The following is a 12,637-nucleotide window of genomic DNA, read 5'->3' as shown; positions in this document are numbered from 1 at the left end:
TGGATTATACCGAATCAGGCTACGAATCGCGGCGTCAAAACTTGATGAGGACGGTTGCGCCAGAGGTCAAAGCCATCGAGCATCCAGTTGAGTTCCTGGACGGTCAGAACGATCGCCTCGTCGGTGGCGTCAGGCGATGTTTTGAATCGTTCGGACTCGAGGCGCTTGAGCCAAAGGCAGAAGCCGTTGCGCTCCCAATAGAGGATCTTTACTCGGTTACGGTGGCGATTCAGAAATACGAAAAGCACCGGGTCGAATACGGCGACTTTAATATCCAGCTCGACCAGCGCAGCCAAGCCGTCGATGGATTTTCGGAAGTCGACCGGCTTGGGGTACAGATACACTTTTTCGACTTTGGCATCGGGTCGCATCATGGCGAGCTGGCTCCTGAAGGAATCGGGAGCACAGCATCCGGGATCAGCTAAGCGCTTTGAATGTGGGGTTTATGGAGCGCTTACGGTTGATCAAGTAAGCCAGGCGTCAGGTTCAAAAAAATGCCCCGACTTGTCGGGGCATTTGTATTTCTGATATCTCATTTTTCAACGAAAGTGTATTTACGCTTCTTACACTTTTAGTCACAACTGCAAAGCGTTGATACCGCCCATATGCTTGGCAATAAGACTGGGTGATTGTTAAAGTTCCACCAAGTCATATTCCTTAGAAATATTTCGATATATTCAGACCATTGACGGATCCTGAAACTAAAAATAATCAGCGTTGAGTTTAATCAGCCTGTTCGAGAGGCGTGTCCAGGTAAATAGTTCGCCCCTGAATGAATGTACAAGAATATCCCAATGGTTCAGCTTGATTTTTATGGAACACTTGTAGCCGCCTCTTTAGTCCTGCTTCTGGGTCGTGGGCTTGTTTCACGAGTCGGTTTTTTGCGTGCCTACAATATCCCCGAGCCTGTAGCGGGCGGCCTGGTGGTTGCCCTGGTTCTTTTGGGTTTGCGCCTTCTTGATATTCAAGTCCAATTTGATACCTCGCTGCAAACTCCCTTGATGCTCGCGTTCTTCGCCACCATTGGCTTGAGTGCCGACTTCGCCAGCTTAAAGAAAGGCGGGCGCGTGGTGGGGGTTTTCGTACTGGCGGTCACCGGCCTTCTGGTGGTTCAGAATGCCATGGGCATCGGGCTCGCAACGGCATTTGGGCTCGATCCCCTGATGGGCTTGCTGACAGGCTCGATTACCTTGGCGGGTGGTCACGGTACAGGTGCCGCGTGGGGGGCGACGTTCAGTGAGAAGTACGGTCTGGCTTCCGCCACTGAGCTTGCAATGGCCTCTGCGACGTTTGGCTTGGTGCTGGGCGGTTTGATTGGTGGGCCGGTCGCGCGTTTGCTTATCAAGCGCATACCAGTCCCGGGTTGCGGTAATCAAGATAAGCCAAGACTGCCAAAGGGCTTTGAACAGCCGAACAAAGAGCGCTCGATCACACCCTTTTCGTTTATCGAGACACTCGCGCTGATCGCCGTCAGCTTGCTGGCGGGTAATCTGTTGAACGGTGCACTCCGAGAAACCGCCTTTGAGTTGCCGACATTCGTTTGCGTATTGTTCGTGGGCGTTCTTTTGCGCAACGGACTTTCAGCGCTTGGCTTGTATCAAGTATTCGAGAAAGAAGTTTCTGTGTTGGGGAATGTCAGCTTGTCGCTGTTCCTGGCAATTGCGCTGATGTCGCTCAAGTTGTGGGACCTGGCTGCGCTGGCTTTGCCGTTCTTCGTTATTCTGGCTATGCAAACGCTGGTCATGGCTCTGTTTGCGATTTTCGTGACATTCAGAGTGATGGGCAGTAATTACGATGCGGCGGTATTGGCGGCAGGGCATTGCGGCTTCGGACTGGGTGCCACTCCGACGGCCATCGCCAACATGCAGGCAGTGACACAGCGGTACGGTCCTTCGCAGATAGCGTTCCTGGTCGTGCCGATGGTGGGGGCATTCTTCATCGACATCATCAATGTCATCGTGATCAAGTTGTACCTCACGCTGCCGTTTTTCGGCGCTGCTTGAAGTTCTGATCACTGATTGCGGCTCATAAAAAATGCCCGTATCTCGCGATACGGGCATTTTTTGTCTGAGCGGTTTCTATTCGCTTAGATAGTCAGCGTCCAGTCGTAGTCCACGATCAGCGGTGCGTGCTGCGAGAACCGCGGCTGACGTGGCAGGCGTGCGCTGCGTACAAAGCGGCGCAGGCCCGGGGTCAGCAGCTGATAGTCGAAGCGCCAACCAAGGTTGAGCATTTCGGCCTGTTCGTTATCCGGCCACCAGCTGTACTGGTCGCCTTCACGGCTGACTTCGCGCAGGGCATCGACATAACCCATGTTGCCGACAATCTCGTCCATCCAGGCCCGTTCAGGCGCCAGGAAGCCCGGAGATTGCTGGCTGTCGCGCCAGTTCTTGATGTCCAGCTTCTGTTGCGCCACGTACAGCGAGCCACAGTAAATGTACTCGCGGCGTTTGCGCCGCTGCTTGTCCAGGTACTTGGCGAAGTCGTCCATGAGCTTGAATTTCTGATTCAAGTCTTCATCGCCGTTCATACCGGACGGAAGCAACAAGGTTGCAATACTGACTTTGTCGAAATCTGCTTGCAGGTAGCGCCCGTAGCGGTCGGCCGTCTCGAAACCGAGACCGCTGATGACTGCCTTCGGTTGCAACCGCGAATACAAAGCCACACCGCCTTGGGCGGGAACTTCGGCGTCGCAGGCATAAAGGAAGTATCCATCCAGTTGGAAGGCTGGATCGTCCAGTTCAAAGGCGGAGGCACGGGTGTCCTGCAGGCAGATGACGTCGGCATTCTGTGCCTGCAGCCAACTGAGCAAACCTCGCTCGACTGCGGCCTGAATACCATTGACGTTCACACTGATGATCCGCATAAATGGCCCCAAAAATCGCGTGCGTGTATGATACACGGCGTCTACCTAATTAGCTAAATCCGTGGTATTTGGGGTTTTTTACATGCAAGCGTATCAGCGCGATTTCATTCGTTTTGCCATCGATCGCGGCGTTTTGCGCTTCGGTGAGTTCACCCTGAAGTCCGGGCGCACCAGTCCTTACTTCTTCAATGCCGGCCTGTTCAACTCGGGTTCGGCGCTGGCGCAGCTGGGTCGTTTCTACGCCGCAGCCATTGCCGAAAGCGGCATTTCCTTCGACGTTCTGTTCGGTCCGGCCTACAAAGGCATCCCTTTGGCGGCGACCACTGCCGTCGCGTTGGCCGAGCATCATAACCGTGACCTGCCTTGGTGCTTCAACCGCAAGGAAGCCAAGGCCCACGGCGAAGGCGGTAGCCTGGTTGGCGCACCGTTGACCGGTGACGTGCTGATCATCGACGACGTGATCACTGCTGGCACCGCCATCCGCGAAGTGATGCAGATCATCGCTTCCCAGGACGGTGCCAAGGCCGCCGGCGTGCTGATCGCCCTGAACCGTCAGGAGCGTGGTAACGGTGAGCTGTCGGCGATCCAGGAAGTGGAGCGTGACTTCGGCATTCCGGTGATCAGCATCGTTTCGCTGAACCAGGTGCTGGAATTCCTGGCAGATGATCCGCAACTCAAGCAGCACTTGCCTGCCGTTGAAGCGTACCGCGCGCAATTCGGCGTCTGACGCAGCCTTCGGCAGCTCCTACAGGTATCAGGACGCAAAAAAAGACCCCGGTCAGCCAGGCTGAACGGGGTTTTTTCATGCCTGCTGTTTTTTTGCGCCGCCAGGTTTATCGGTATCCGGATACGGATCTTTTACCGCATCACCTTGGCCGGTCAGAATTTTCCAGCCATGGCGGATGTGTGGGGTTTTGCGCATTTGCGGGCAGGGCGGCATCGAGGTTTTTGCCTGATTCGAATACTGATGACCGCAGTCCACGCACGCGTAAGTGCCTGCTGAAACATCGCTGCCGTACGGCACGTAGTCTTTTTTCATGGGTCGTTCTCCTGTGGATAGAGAGAAGATCCTAGGCAGATTGTTTCTTTCCCGATGTCAGACATTTCGCTGTGATCGGTCAGGCATTTCCTGTGCGCGTAAAAAAGATCGCAGACTTCGTCAGCTCCTACGGACTTTTCGTACACCTGAAAAGACTCTGTTGTAGGAGCCGCCGAAGGCTGCGATCATTTTTGTGATTTTGAATCATGGACGCTTGCGATTGCTGATCAGGGTGCCCACACCGGTGTCGGTGAAGATTTCCAGCAGGATCGCGTTCGGTACGCGGCCGTCAATGATCAGCGAGCTGCCCACGCCGCCTTGCACCGCTTCCAGCGCACAACGGATCTTCGGCAGCATGCCGCCGTAGATGGTGCCGTCGGCGATCAGGTCGTCGACTTGTTGAGTGGTCAGGCCGGTCAGGACCGTCCCCGACTTGTCCATCAGGCCGGCGATGTTGGTCAGCAGCATCAGCTTTTCGGCTTTCAGCGCTTCGGCCACTTTGCCGGCCACCAGGTCAGCGTTGATGTTGTACGACTCACCGTTGGCGCCAACGCCGATAGGCGCGATCACCGGGATGAAATCACCCTTGACCAGCAGGTTCAGCAGGTCGGTGTTGATCCCGACCACTTCGCCGACGTGGCCGATGTCGATGATTTCCGGAGTCGTCATCTCCGGCGTCTGGCGGGTCACGGTGAGCTTTTTCGCGCGGATCAGCTCGGCGTCTTTACCGGTCAGGCCGATGGCGCTGCCGCCGTGACGGTTGATCAGGTTGACGATGTCCTTGTTGACCTGGCCGCCCAGGACCATTTCCACCACGTCCATGGTCGCGGCGTCGGTGACGCGCATGCCATCGACAAAGTGGCTTTCGATGGACAGACGCTTGAGCAGGTCACCGATTTGCGGACCACCACCGTGAACCACCACCGGGTTGATGCCCACGGCCTTCATCAGCACGATGTCGCGGGCGAAGCCGGTTTTCAGCTCCTCGCTTTCCATCGCGTTGCCGCCGTATTTGATCACCAGTGTCTTGCCGACATAGCGGCGGATATAAGGCAGCGCTTCGGACAGGACCTTGGCGGTGTTGGCGGCGGCTTCGCGTTCGAGGGTCATTCAGGGCTCCGGGTGAATCAGAACGGTAGTTGGAGATCAGGTGCAACACGCTTCAACTGGACTTTGAAAACGTCCTTGATGCGTTGCAATTCAGCCTCGTCATCGGCCTCGAAACGCAGCACCAGCACCGGTGTGGTGTTGGAGGCGCGCACCAGGCCCCAGCCTTTGGCGTAGTCGACTCGCACGCCGTCAATGATGGTCAGGTCAGCGCCTGCGCCCCACTGTGCGTCGTGCAATGCATCAATGATGCTGAATTTGCTCTCTTCGGTCACATGGATATTGATTTCCGGCGTAGAAATATCGTTCGGGAAGGTCGCGAATAGCTCTTCGGCCGAAGATTTTTCTTTGCTGAGGATCTCCAGCAACCGCGCAGCGCTGTAAATGCCGTCGTCGAAACCGAACCAGCGCTCTTTGAAAAAGATGTGCCCGCTCATTTCGCCAGCCAACAGGGCGCCGGATTGTTTCATTTTCTTTTTGATCAACGAATGACCAGTCTTCCACATTAACGACCGGCCGCCGTATTCCTTGATCAGGGGAAACAGGCGACGGGTGCATTTGACGTCGAAGATGATCTCGGCGCCCGGGTTGCGCGCCACGACGTCGCGGGCGAACAGCATCAGCAGGCGGTCCGGGTAGACGATGCTGCCGGTGTTGGTTACCACGCCGACGCGGTCGCCGTCGCCGTCGAAGGCCAAGCCGATGTCTGCGTTGGTTTCCTTGACCTTGGCGATCAGGTCGACAAGGTTTTCGGGCTTGCCCGGGTCCGGGTGGTGATTCGGGAAGTTGCCGTCCACTTCGCAGAACAGCGGGATGACTTCGCAGTTCAGCGCTTCGATCAGTTGCGGGGCGATCACGCCGGCCGCGCCGTTGCCGCAGTCCACGACCACTTTCAGGCGGCGGGCCAGTTTGATGTCCTGGACGATTTCGGTGGAGTAACGGTTGAGAATCTCGACCTGGGTGATGCTGCCCTGGCCGCTGCTCAGGTTGTTGGTCTTGAGGCGGTCGTGCAGGGCCTGGATCTGTTCGTTGGCCAGGGTGTCGCCGGCAATGACGATCTTGAAACCGTTGTAATTCGACGGGTTGTGGCTGCCGGTCAGCATCACGCCGGATTTACCGGCCAGCACGTTGGCGGCGTAGTACAGCGCCGGCGTCGGCACCAGGCCGACATCACTGACGTGGCAGCCACTGTCGGCGATGCCCTTGATCAACTGCGCGACCAGTTCCGGGCCGGACAAGCGGCCATCGCGACCGACGGATACGTTTGGCTCGCCCTGGGCCAGGCTTTGGGAGCCGACGGCGCGACCGATCCAGTAAGCGGTTTCAGCGTTCAGGAATTCAGGGACAGTGCCGCGAATATCATAGGCGCGGAAAATGCTGTCGGGGAACTTGGGTGCGATTTTGGCCGGGGTGTTCATCTGTGGAAGTGCTCCATCTCGAAAGTGGCTGGACAGGTCGCCGAAACATTTGGCGACACGTTCAAACTGAAGGTATGACGGCGATTTCCATGGAGAGTTCGTGGTGCGAAAGGGCCATGACAGCGACTTCTTCGACTGTTTGGGTGGCCAATGCCTTGATTTCAGGCGGTCAAACCTTTCAGTTGAGCAGAGCACAATGGATCTTTATCGAATCAACGGGTGCCGGTATGGCCGAAACCGCCGGTGCCGCGCTCGGTTTCGACAAACTCTTCAACCATTTCGAAGTGAGCCTGTACCACCGGTACCAACACCAGCTGCGCCAGGCGCTCGCCAACCGGCATGGTGAACTCGGTCTGGCCACGGTTCCAGCAAGAAACCATCAGTGGGCCCTGATAGTCGGAGTCGATCAGGCCCACCAAATTACCCAGCACGATGCCGTGCTTATGGCCCATTCCCGAGCGTGGCAGGATCAGCGCCGCGAGGTTCGGATCACCGATGTAGACCGACAGGCCGGTCGGGATCAGCACGGTTTCACCCGGTTTGATCACGGTGTCTTTGTCCAGCATGGCCCGTAGGTCGAGGCCGGCGGAGCCTGGCGTGGCGTACTGCGGCAGCGGGAATTCGGTGCCGATGCGGGGGTCGAGGATCTTGGCTTGCAAAGCGTGCATGTAAATTAAACCTGGTTCAGACGTTCGGCGATAAAAGTGATCAGCTGGCGAGCAATCTTGCTCTTGCTGGTCTGGGCGAAAACTGTGGCGTGTAGCTCACGGTCGATCACGCTGCAGGCGTTTTCTTCGCTGTTGAAGCCAATGGTCGGGTTGGCGACATCATTGGCGACAATCAGATCGAGATTCTTGTCTTTCAACTTGCGGGCAGCGTAATCGAGCAGGTGTTCGGTTTCGGCGGCGAAGCCGACACTGAAAGGACGGTCGGGACGTGTGGCAATGCTGGCCAGAATGTCCGGGTTGCGGACCATTTGCAGGACAAAACCGTCGCCGCTTGTAGGGTCTTTCTTGAGTTTTTGTGGGGCGACGACTTCCGGGCGGTAATCCGCGACCGCTGCCGAGGCGATGAAAATGTCGCACGGGATCGCGGCTTCGCACGCGGCGAGCATGTCGCGGGCGCTGACCACGTCGATGCGCGTGACGCGGTCCGGCGTCGGCAGATGCACAGGGCCGGTGATCAGAGTCACACGGGCGCCGGCTTCTACCGCGGCTTCGGCCAGGGCAAAGCCCATTTTCCCGGAGCTGTGGTTGGTGATGTAGCGCACCGGGTCGATGTTTTCCTGGGTCGGACCGGCGGTAATCAGCACGTGTTTGCCGGTCAGCGCTTGACGCTGGAAGCAGTCGGCCGCGCATTGCGCCAGATCCGTGGCTTCAAGCATGCGCCCAAGGCCCACATCACCGCAGGCCTGGCTGCCGGACGCCGGGCCGAAGGCCTTGATGTCGCGGCTTGCGAGGGTTTGCAGGTTGGCTTGGGTGGCCGGGTCGCGCCACATGGCCTGGTTCATGGCCGGGGCAACAGCAACGACGGCGTCTGTGGCCAATACCAGCGTGGTCAGCAAGTCGTCGGCAATACCTTGGGCCAGTCGGGCGATCAGGTCCGCAGTAGCGGGAGCGATCAGCACCAGATCGGCCCATTTGGCCAGCTCGATGTGCCCCATGGCCGCCTCGGCCGCCGGGTCCAGCAAGTCCAGATGCACAGGGTGCCCGGACAGTGCCTGCATGGTCAGCGGGGTGATGAACTCCGCGCCGCCACGGGTCATGACCACGCGCACTTCGGCGCCTTGGTCGATCAGGCGGCGAACCAGGTCGGCGCTCTTGTAGGCAGCGATGCCGCCGCCGACGCCCAGAACAATGCGTTTCCGATACAGCCGCTGCATAGGCCTGCCTTTCATTTCGTTGATGACTGCATGGCGATACCCCCTCCCCAGGAGTGAAATCGCCCGCAAAAAAGATGGGCTACGATATCACAGCGACCGCTACGGAACAGCGGCGCCCACAGACAGGGAGGTGCTATGAGTATTCGCGATTGGCCGGCGGCGGAACGGCCGCGGGAGAGGTTGCTGGAACAGGGCTCGGGAAGCCTGTCGGACGCTGAATTGCTGGCGATATTTTTACGGACCGGCGTAGTGGGAAAAAGCGCCGTGGATCTGGCTCGACACCTGTTGCATCAGTTTGGCAGCTTGCGCTCACTGCTTGAGGCCGATCAGGAAACATTCAGTAAGCAGTTAGGCCTAGGGCCAGCGAAATTTGCTCAGTTGCAAGCAGCTCAGGAGATGAGCAGGCGTCATCTGGCCGAACGTGCGCGTCAGAAGTCGGCACTGGAGAACCCTCAGGCGGTGCGTGACTACCTGAAGTCGATGCTGCGCCACGAGCCACACGAGGTGTTTGGCTGTCTGTTTCTCGATTCCAGGCATCAGGTACTGGGGTTTGAAACACTGTTTCGCGGCTCCATCGACAACACTAGCGTGCACCCGCGAGAGGTGGTCAAGCGAGCCTTGGCCAACAACGCAGCGGCACTGATCCTCTGCCATAACCATCCGTCGGGCAACTCCGACCCCAGCCAGGCAGATCGGAAACTGACCAAACGACTGCAAGATGCTTTGGGCCTGATCGATGTGCGAGTACTCGACCATTTCATCATCGGCGACGGTGATCCGCTGTCGATGGCGGAGTATGGGTGGATGTAGGAGGTACACGCGGACTTTGTAGGAGCCGGCTTGCTGGCGATGAGGCCATCGGATCCAGCTTAGGTGCTGAACCTGACGACGCTATCGCCAGCAAGCCGGCTCCTGCACGTTGTGGGGTGTGGCGGTTACTTCAGGTCAACCTTCGAGTAGTCCTGCCGCCCGAACGGGCTCACTGAATAACCCTCGACATCCTTGCGCGTCAGGGCGAAGGCGGTCGGATGCGCCAGCGGCAACCACAATGCCTGCTGCTGAATCTGCGTCTGCGCCTGTTCGTAAAGTTTGGTGCGCACACCTTGCTCGCCGGTGGTCTTGCCGGCGCTGATCAGCTTGTCCAGGTCTGGATTGCAGTAGCGGGCGAAATTGGTGCCGGACTTGAGCGCGGCGCAGGAAAACTGCGGCGTGAGGAAGTTGTCCGGGTCACCGTTGTCGCCGGCCCAGCCCATGAACAGGATGTCGTGCTCGCCGGCCTTGGCACGGCGGATCAGTTCGCCCCATTCGATCACCCGAATTTCGGCCTGGATGCCGATTTCCGCGAGATCGGCTTGCAGCAGTTGGGCGCCGAGGCTTGGATTGGGGTTGAGCAGGCTGCCCGACGGACGGGTCCAGATCGTGGTCTGAAAACCGTCCTTGAGCCCGGCCTTGGCCATCAATGCCTTGGCTTTCTGCACATCATGGGGGTAGCCCGGCAAGCTCTTGTCGTAGCTCCAGGTATTGGGCGGATACGGGCCATTGGCGGGCTCCGCGGTGTCTTCGAACACGGCTTTGACGTAGTTGGCCTTGTCGAAGGCGAGGTTGATCGCCTGACGCACTTCAGGCTTGTCCAGCGGTGGATGCTGGCTGTTGAGGGCGACGAACGCGGTCATGAAGGCGTCAGTTTTTTCCACTTTCAGCGTCGGTTCTTTCAGCGCGGCTTGTACGTCCAGCGGTTTGGGCGACAGGGCAATCTGGCATTCGTTACGGCGCAATTTCTGCAAACGCACATTGGCGTCCGGGGTGATGGCGAAGATCAGCGGATCGACGGAAGGTTTGCCACGGAAATAGTCGGCGTTGGCCTTGTAGCGGATCGAGGCGTCTTTCTGGAATCGAGTGAAGACAAACGGGCCGGTGCCGATGGGTTGGCTGTTGAGTTTCTCCGGTGTGCCGGCCTTGAGCAGTTTGTCGGCATACTCGAGCGAATAGATCGAGGCGAAGCCCATGCTCAGGGTCGGTAGGAACGTCGAGTCCGGGTGGTCGAGCGTGAAGCGTACGGTCAGTGGGTCGAGGGCGTCGATCTTCTTGATCAGCGCAGGTAATTGCATCGATTGCGCATGCGGGAAGCCGCTCTGGGCAACCTTGTGCCATGGATTGGCGGGATCGAGCATGCGGTCGAAGCTGAAAATGACGTCTTCGGCAGTGACATCGCGCGTGGGGGAGAAGTATTCGGTGCGATGAAACTTCACCTGCGGGTGCAACTTGAAGACGTAGATCAGGCCGTCAGGGCTGACCTCCCAGCTGTCGGCGAGACCGGCGACCACTTTGCCGCTGGCGGTGTCGAAGTCCACCAGGCGGTTCATCAGCACGTCGGCCGAGGCATTGGTGGTGGTCAGCGAGTTGTATTGCACCACGTCGAACCCTTCCGGACTGGCTTCGGTGCAGACGCTCAGGGCGGCGGCCTGGGCCAGCGGGCTCAGCAATAAAGGGGCAAGCAACAGCGGTAGGGCAGCGAGGCGCATGGTCGGATTCCTTTACAGATCGAAGGCCCATCTGCAAGTGCAGTCTGGAAAAGGCTTACCCTAGTGGGCTCTATTGCAAATGACTATCTCCTTTTTCATTTTCGGGGGAGTATGGCGCCTGATTTTGCTGTGCAGTGGTTCTGGATTGGCCTCGATTGGCAGGCTGGTCGATTCTCTGCGACGAGTGGTCGACATCGGCGATAGCCTTTGTCCAAAGCCCTTGGCGCTCGAAAAATGGGCTTTTTGTTAATTCAACGCACAGCGAATGTTGTTGCTCTCTAGTCTTTCTGGTATAAAGCAGCGCTCTTTTCTAGGGGCCCGGTTCCTTCGTTTGTAGGTGTAGCCGGTAAGACCCTTAAAGAAACGCGGCGCCTGGCGCCAAATGACTGAGAGATTAAGCGGCCAACCCATGCCGGGTTGGGCATGTGGTTTAGAGGGCTGAGGCATGTCTAGAGTCTGTCAAGTTACCGGTAAGGGTCCGGTGACTGGGAATAACATTTCCCACGCAAACAACAAAACCCGTCGTCGTTTCCTGCCGAACCTGCAGCATCACCGCTTCTGGGTTGAAGAAGAGAAACGTTTCGTGCGTCTGCGCGTATCTGCCAAAGGCATGCGTATCATCGACAAGCGCGGCATCACTGTCGTTCTGGCCGAAATCCGCAAAGCTGGCAAGATCTAAGGGAGCTAATCATGCGTGAATTGATTCGTTTGATTTCGAGCGCCGGTACTGGTCACTTCTACACTACCGACAAGAACAAGCGCACTACTCCGGACAAACTCGAGATCAAGAAATTTGATCCGGTTGTTCGCAAGCACGTGATCTACAAAGAAGGCAAAATCAAGTAATTGATTTTTCCCTCTTACGAAAAAGGCCCGTATCGCGAGATACGGGCCTTTTTTGTTTTTGCGCCTTACGTCAGGGCGAAAGGATCAGCCGAAGTAAATGGAAATGATGATGTCCTTTTCGTTGACGTTCAGGTTGATGCGTTCTGCGCGGGAGTCGTAGGTCGCGACGTAGTTGCCCCACGGGCGAGTAGGGCGACCGGTTGTGTCTTCGACCTGTTGGCGCAGTTCTTCGGAGTAAGGCGAGCCGACAATGGAGTTGATCAGGTCAAGTACCTGCTTGTCGGTGTAGGTGGTTGCGTTTGGCATGTTGCTTCCTTGCGGTGAGTGATCAATCGAGGCGCTTCGTCCTTCGAAGCGCCTGTGAATGATCCAACCGAAAAGGCTGCCTGGTGCGGTATATAGTTATTGCGAATCTCAGGCTTTCTGTTCAAACGCCACGTAGATCTTGCGGCACGGCTCCAGCACTTCCCACGTCCCTTTGAACCCGGCCGGGATTACGAAACGATCGCCCACGCGCAAGGTCTTGGCGTTGCCCTCGCTATCTCGCAGCACCGAAACCCCCTGCACGATTTCGCAGTATTCGTGTTCGGTGAAGTTCACCATCCATTGCCCGGTTTCCGCTTCCCACACCCCGGCGTTCAGTTGGCCGCACGGGCTGTTGTAGTGGTTGTACAAGGTTTGCTCAGGATCGCCCTTGAGCACTTTGGCCGCGTCTGGGCGGTAGCGTTCAGGTTCGGTGGTGGCCTGGCTGAAGTCGACGACGTTCTGGATGTTCATTGTTGTTATCCCCCGTAAATACGGCGCGAGTTGGTAGGTCAGCCCAAAGTCTATGTTTATTAAAATGAACATCGCAAGGCCGTTTGCCGGTGTTGTGTCAAATATATTGAAACTTCACCCGCCGCTGGTTTAGGGTGACGGTTGCCTTGGGCCGAAAAAGCAGGCTGGCCGGGCAGAATT

Annotated in this window: 14 protein-coding genes and 1 pseudogene; 5 read left to right on the top strand and 10 right to left on the bottom strand. The window is 57.5% G+C overall.

The features are described from left to right. Positions 1 to 14 precede the first annotated feature (14 nt). Positions 15 to 374, bottom strand: coding sequence for an IS66 family insertion sequence element accessory protein TnpB (gene tnpB, locus CKW19_RS09425; protein ID WP_007943645.1), 360 nt, complete (start codon positions 372 to 374; stop codon positions 15 to 17). Positions 375 to 794: 420 nt separating this feature from the next. Here tnpB and gltS point away from each other — a divergent pair, with 420 nt between their 5' ends. Beyond that, positions 795 to 2,003, top strand: a complete 1,209-nt coding sequence (gene gltS / locus CKW19_RS09420) for a sodium/glutamate symporter (RefSeq protein WP_095057653.1) — start codon at positions 795 to 797, stop codon at positions 2,001 to 2,003. An 83-nt stretch (positions 2,004 to 2,086) separates the two neighbouring features. On the opposite strand, the gene CKW19_RS09415 is transcribed toward gltS, so the two are convergent. Continuing rightward, entirely contained in the window at positions 2,087 to 2,866 is a 780-nt protein-coding gene (locus tag CKW19_RS09415; RefSeq protein ID WP_053163881.1) for an exodeoxyribonuclease III, read from the bottom strand. 82 nt (positions 2,867 to 2,948) lie between these two features. Between CKW19_RS09415 and pyrE the strand changes: the two genes are divergently transcribed. Next, positions 2,949 to 3,593, top strand: coding sequence for an orotate phosphoribosyltransferase (pyrE, locus tag CKW19_RS09410; protein WP_095057652.1), 645 nt, complete (start codon positions 2,949 to 2,951; stop codon positions 3,591 to 3,593). 75 nt (positions 3,594 to 3,668) lie between these two features. Here pyrE and CKW19_RS09405 read toward each other — a convergent pair whose 3' ends face one another. The 5 genes and pseudogenes from CKW19_RS09405 to coaBC all read right to left on the bottom strand — a co-directional run bounded on the left by CKW19_RS09405 (position 3,669) and on the right by coaBC (position 8,312). Then, complete coding sequence (locus CKW19_RS09405) at positions 3,669 to 3,905, bottom strand: hypothetical protein (protein ID WP_095057651.1); 237 nt, start codon at positions 3,903 to 3,905, stop codon at positions 3,669 to 3,671. A 204-nt stretch (positions 3,906 to 4,109) separates the two neighbouring features. Continuing rightward, positions 4,110 to 5,015: an acetylglutamate kinase gene (gene argB / locus CKW19_RS09400; RefSeq protein WP_008047078.1), complete on the bottom strand. Its 906-nt coding sequence runs from the start codon at positions 5,013 to 5,015 to the stop codon at positions 4,110 to 4,112. Between the two features lie 17 nt (positions 5,016 to 5,032). Further along, positions 5,033 to 6,409: pseudogene (locus tag CKW19_RS09395) on the bottom strand (phosphomannomutase/phosphoglucomutase); the annotation flags it as partial. A 233-nt stretch (positions 6,410 to 6,642) separates the two neighbouring features. After that, entirely contained in the window at positions 6,643 to 7,098 is a 456-nt protein-coding gene (dut, locus tag CKW19_RS09390; protein WP_095057649.1) for a dUTP diphosphatase, read from the bottom strand. A gap of 5 nt (positions 7,099 to 7,103) precedes the next feature. After that, positions 7,104 to 8,312, bottom strand: coding sequence for a bifunctional phosphopantothenoylcysteine decarboxylase/phosphopantothenate--cysteine ligase CoaBC (gene coaBC / locus CKW19_RS09385; RefSeq protein ID WP_095057648.1), 1,209 nt, complete (start codon positions 8,310 to 8,312; stop codon positions 7,104 to 7,106). Positions 8,313 to 8,447: 135 nt separating this feature from the next. Here coaBC and radC point away from each other — a divergent pair, with 135 nt between their 5' ends. Continuing rightward, positions 8,448 to 9,122 (top strand): DNA repair protein RadC, encoded by a 675-nt coding sequence (gene radC / locus CKW19_RS09380; protein WP_095057647.1) that lies wholly within the window; start codon positions 8,448 to 8,450, stop codon positions 9,120 to 9,122. A 125-nt stretch (positions 9,123 to 9,247) separates the two neighbouring features. On the opposite strand, the gene CKW19_RS09375 is transcribed toward radC, so the two are convergent. After that, positions 9,248 to 10,834 (bottom strand): ABC transporter substrate-binding protein, encoded by a 1,587-nt coding sequence (locus CKW19_RS09375; RefSeq protein ID WP_095057646.1) that lies wholly within the window; start codon positions 10,832 to 10,834, stop codon positions 9,248 to 9,250. A 445-nt stretch (positions 10,835 to 11,279) separates the two neighbouring features. On the opposite strand from CKW19_RS09375, the gene rpmB reads away from it, so the two are divergent. After that, positions 11,280 to 11,513, top strand: a complete 234-nt coding sequence (gene rpmB / locus CKW19_RS09370; RefSeq protein WP_007894701.1) for a 50S ribosomal protein L28 — start codon at positions 11,280 to 11,282, stop codon at positions 11,511 to 11,513. 11 nt (positions 11,514 to 11,524) lie between these two features. Then, complete coding sequence (gene rpmG, locus CKW19_RS09365; RefSeq protein WP_095057645.1) at positions 11,525 to 11,680, top strand: 50S ribosomal protein L33; 156 nt, start codon at positions 11,525 to 11,527, stop codon at positions 11,678 to 11,680. An 84-nt stretch (positions 11,681 to 11,764) separates the two neighbouring features. Here the strand turns inward: rpmG and CKW19_RS09360 are convergent, their stop codons facing one another. Both CKW19_RS09360 and CKW19_RS09355 read right to left on the bottom strand, forming a co-directional pair. Beyond that, a complete protein-coding gene (locus CKW19_RS09360; protein WP_095057644.1) occupies positions 11,765 to 11,986 on the bottom strand; it encodes a hypothetical protein in 222 nt (73 codons plus the stop codon). 108 nt (positions 11,987 to 12,094) lie between these two features. Then, a complete protein-coding gene (locus CKW19_RS09355; RefSeq protein WP_095057643.1) occupies positions 12,095 to 12,457 on the bottom strand; it encodes a cupin domain-containing protein in 363 nt (120 codons plus the stop codon). Positions 12,458 to 12,637 lie beyond the last annotated feature (180 nt).

This window comes from Pseudomonas sp. Irchel s3f7, assembly GCF_900187615.1.
In the GTDB taxonomy this organism is placed as follows: Bacteria; Pseudomonadota; Gammaproteobacteria; order Pseudomonadales; family Pseudomonadaceae; genus Aquipseudomonas.
Note: the sequence above shows the minus strand (reverse complement) of the source record. Positions and strands in the feature narration are given on the sequence as shown.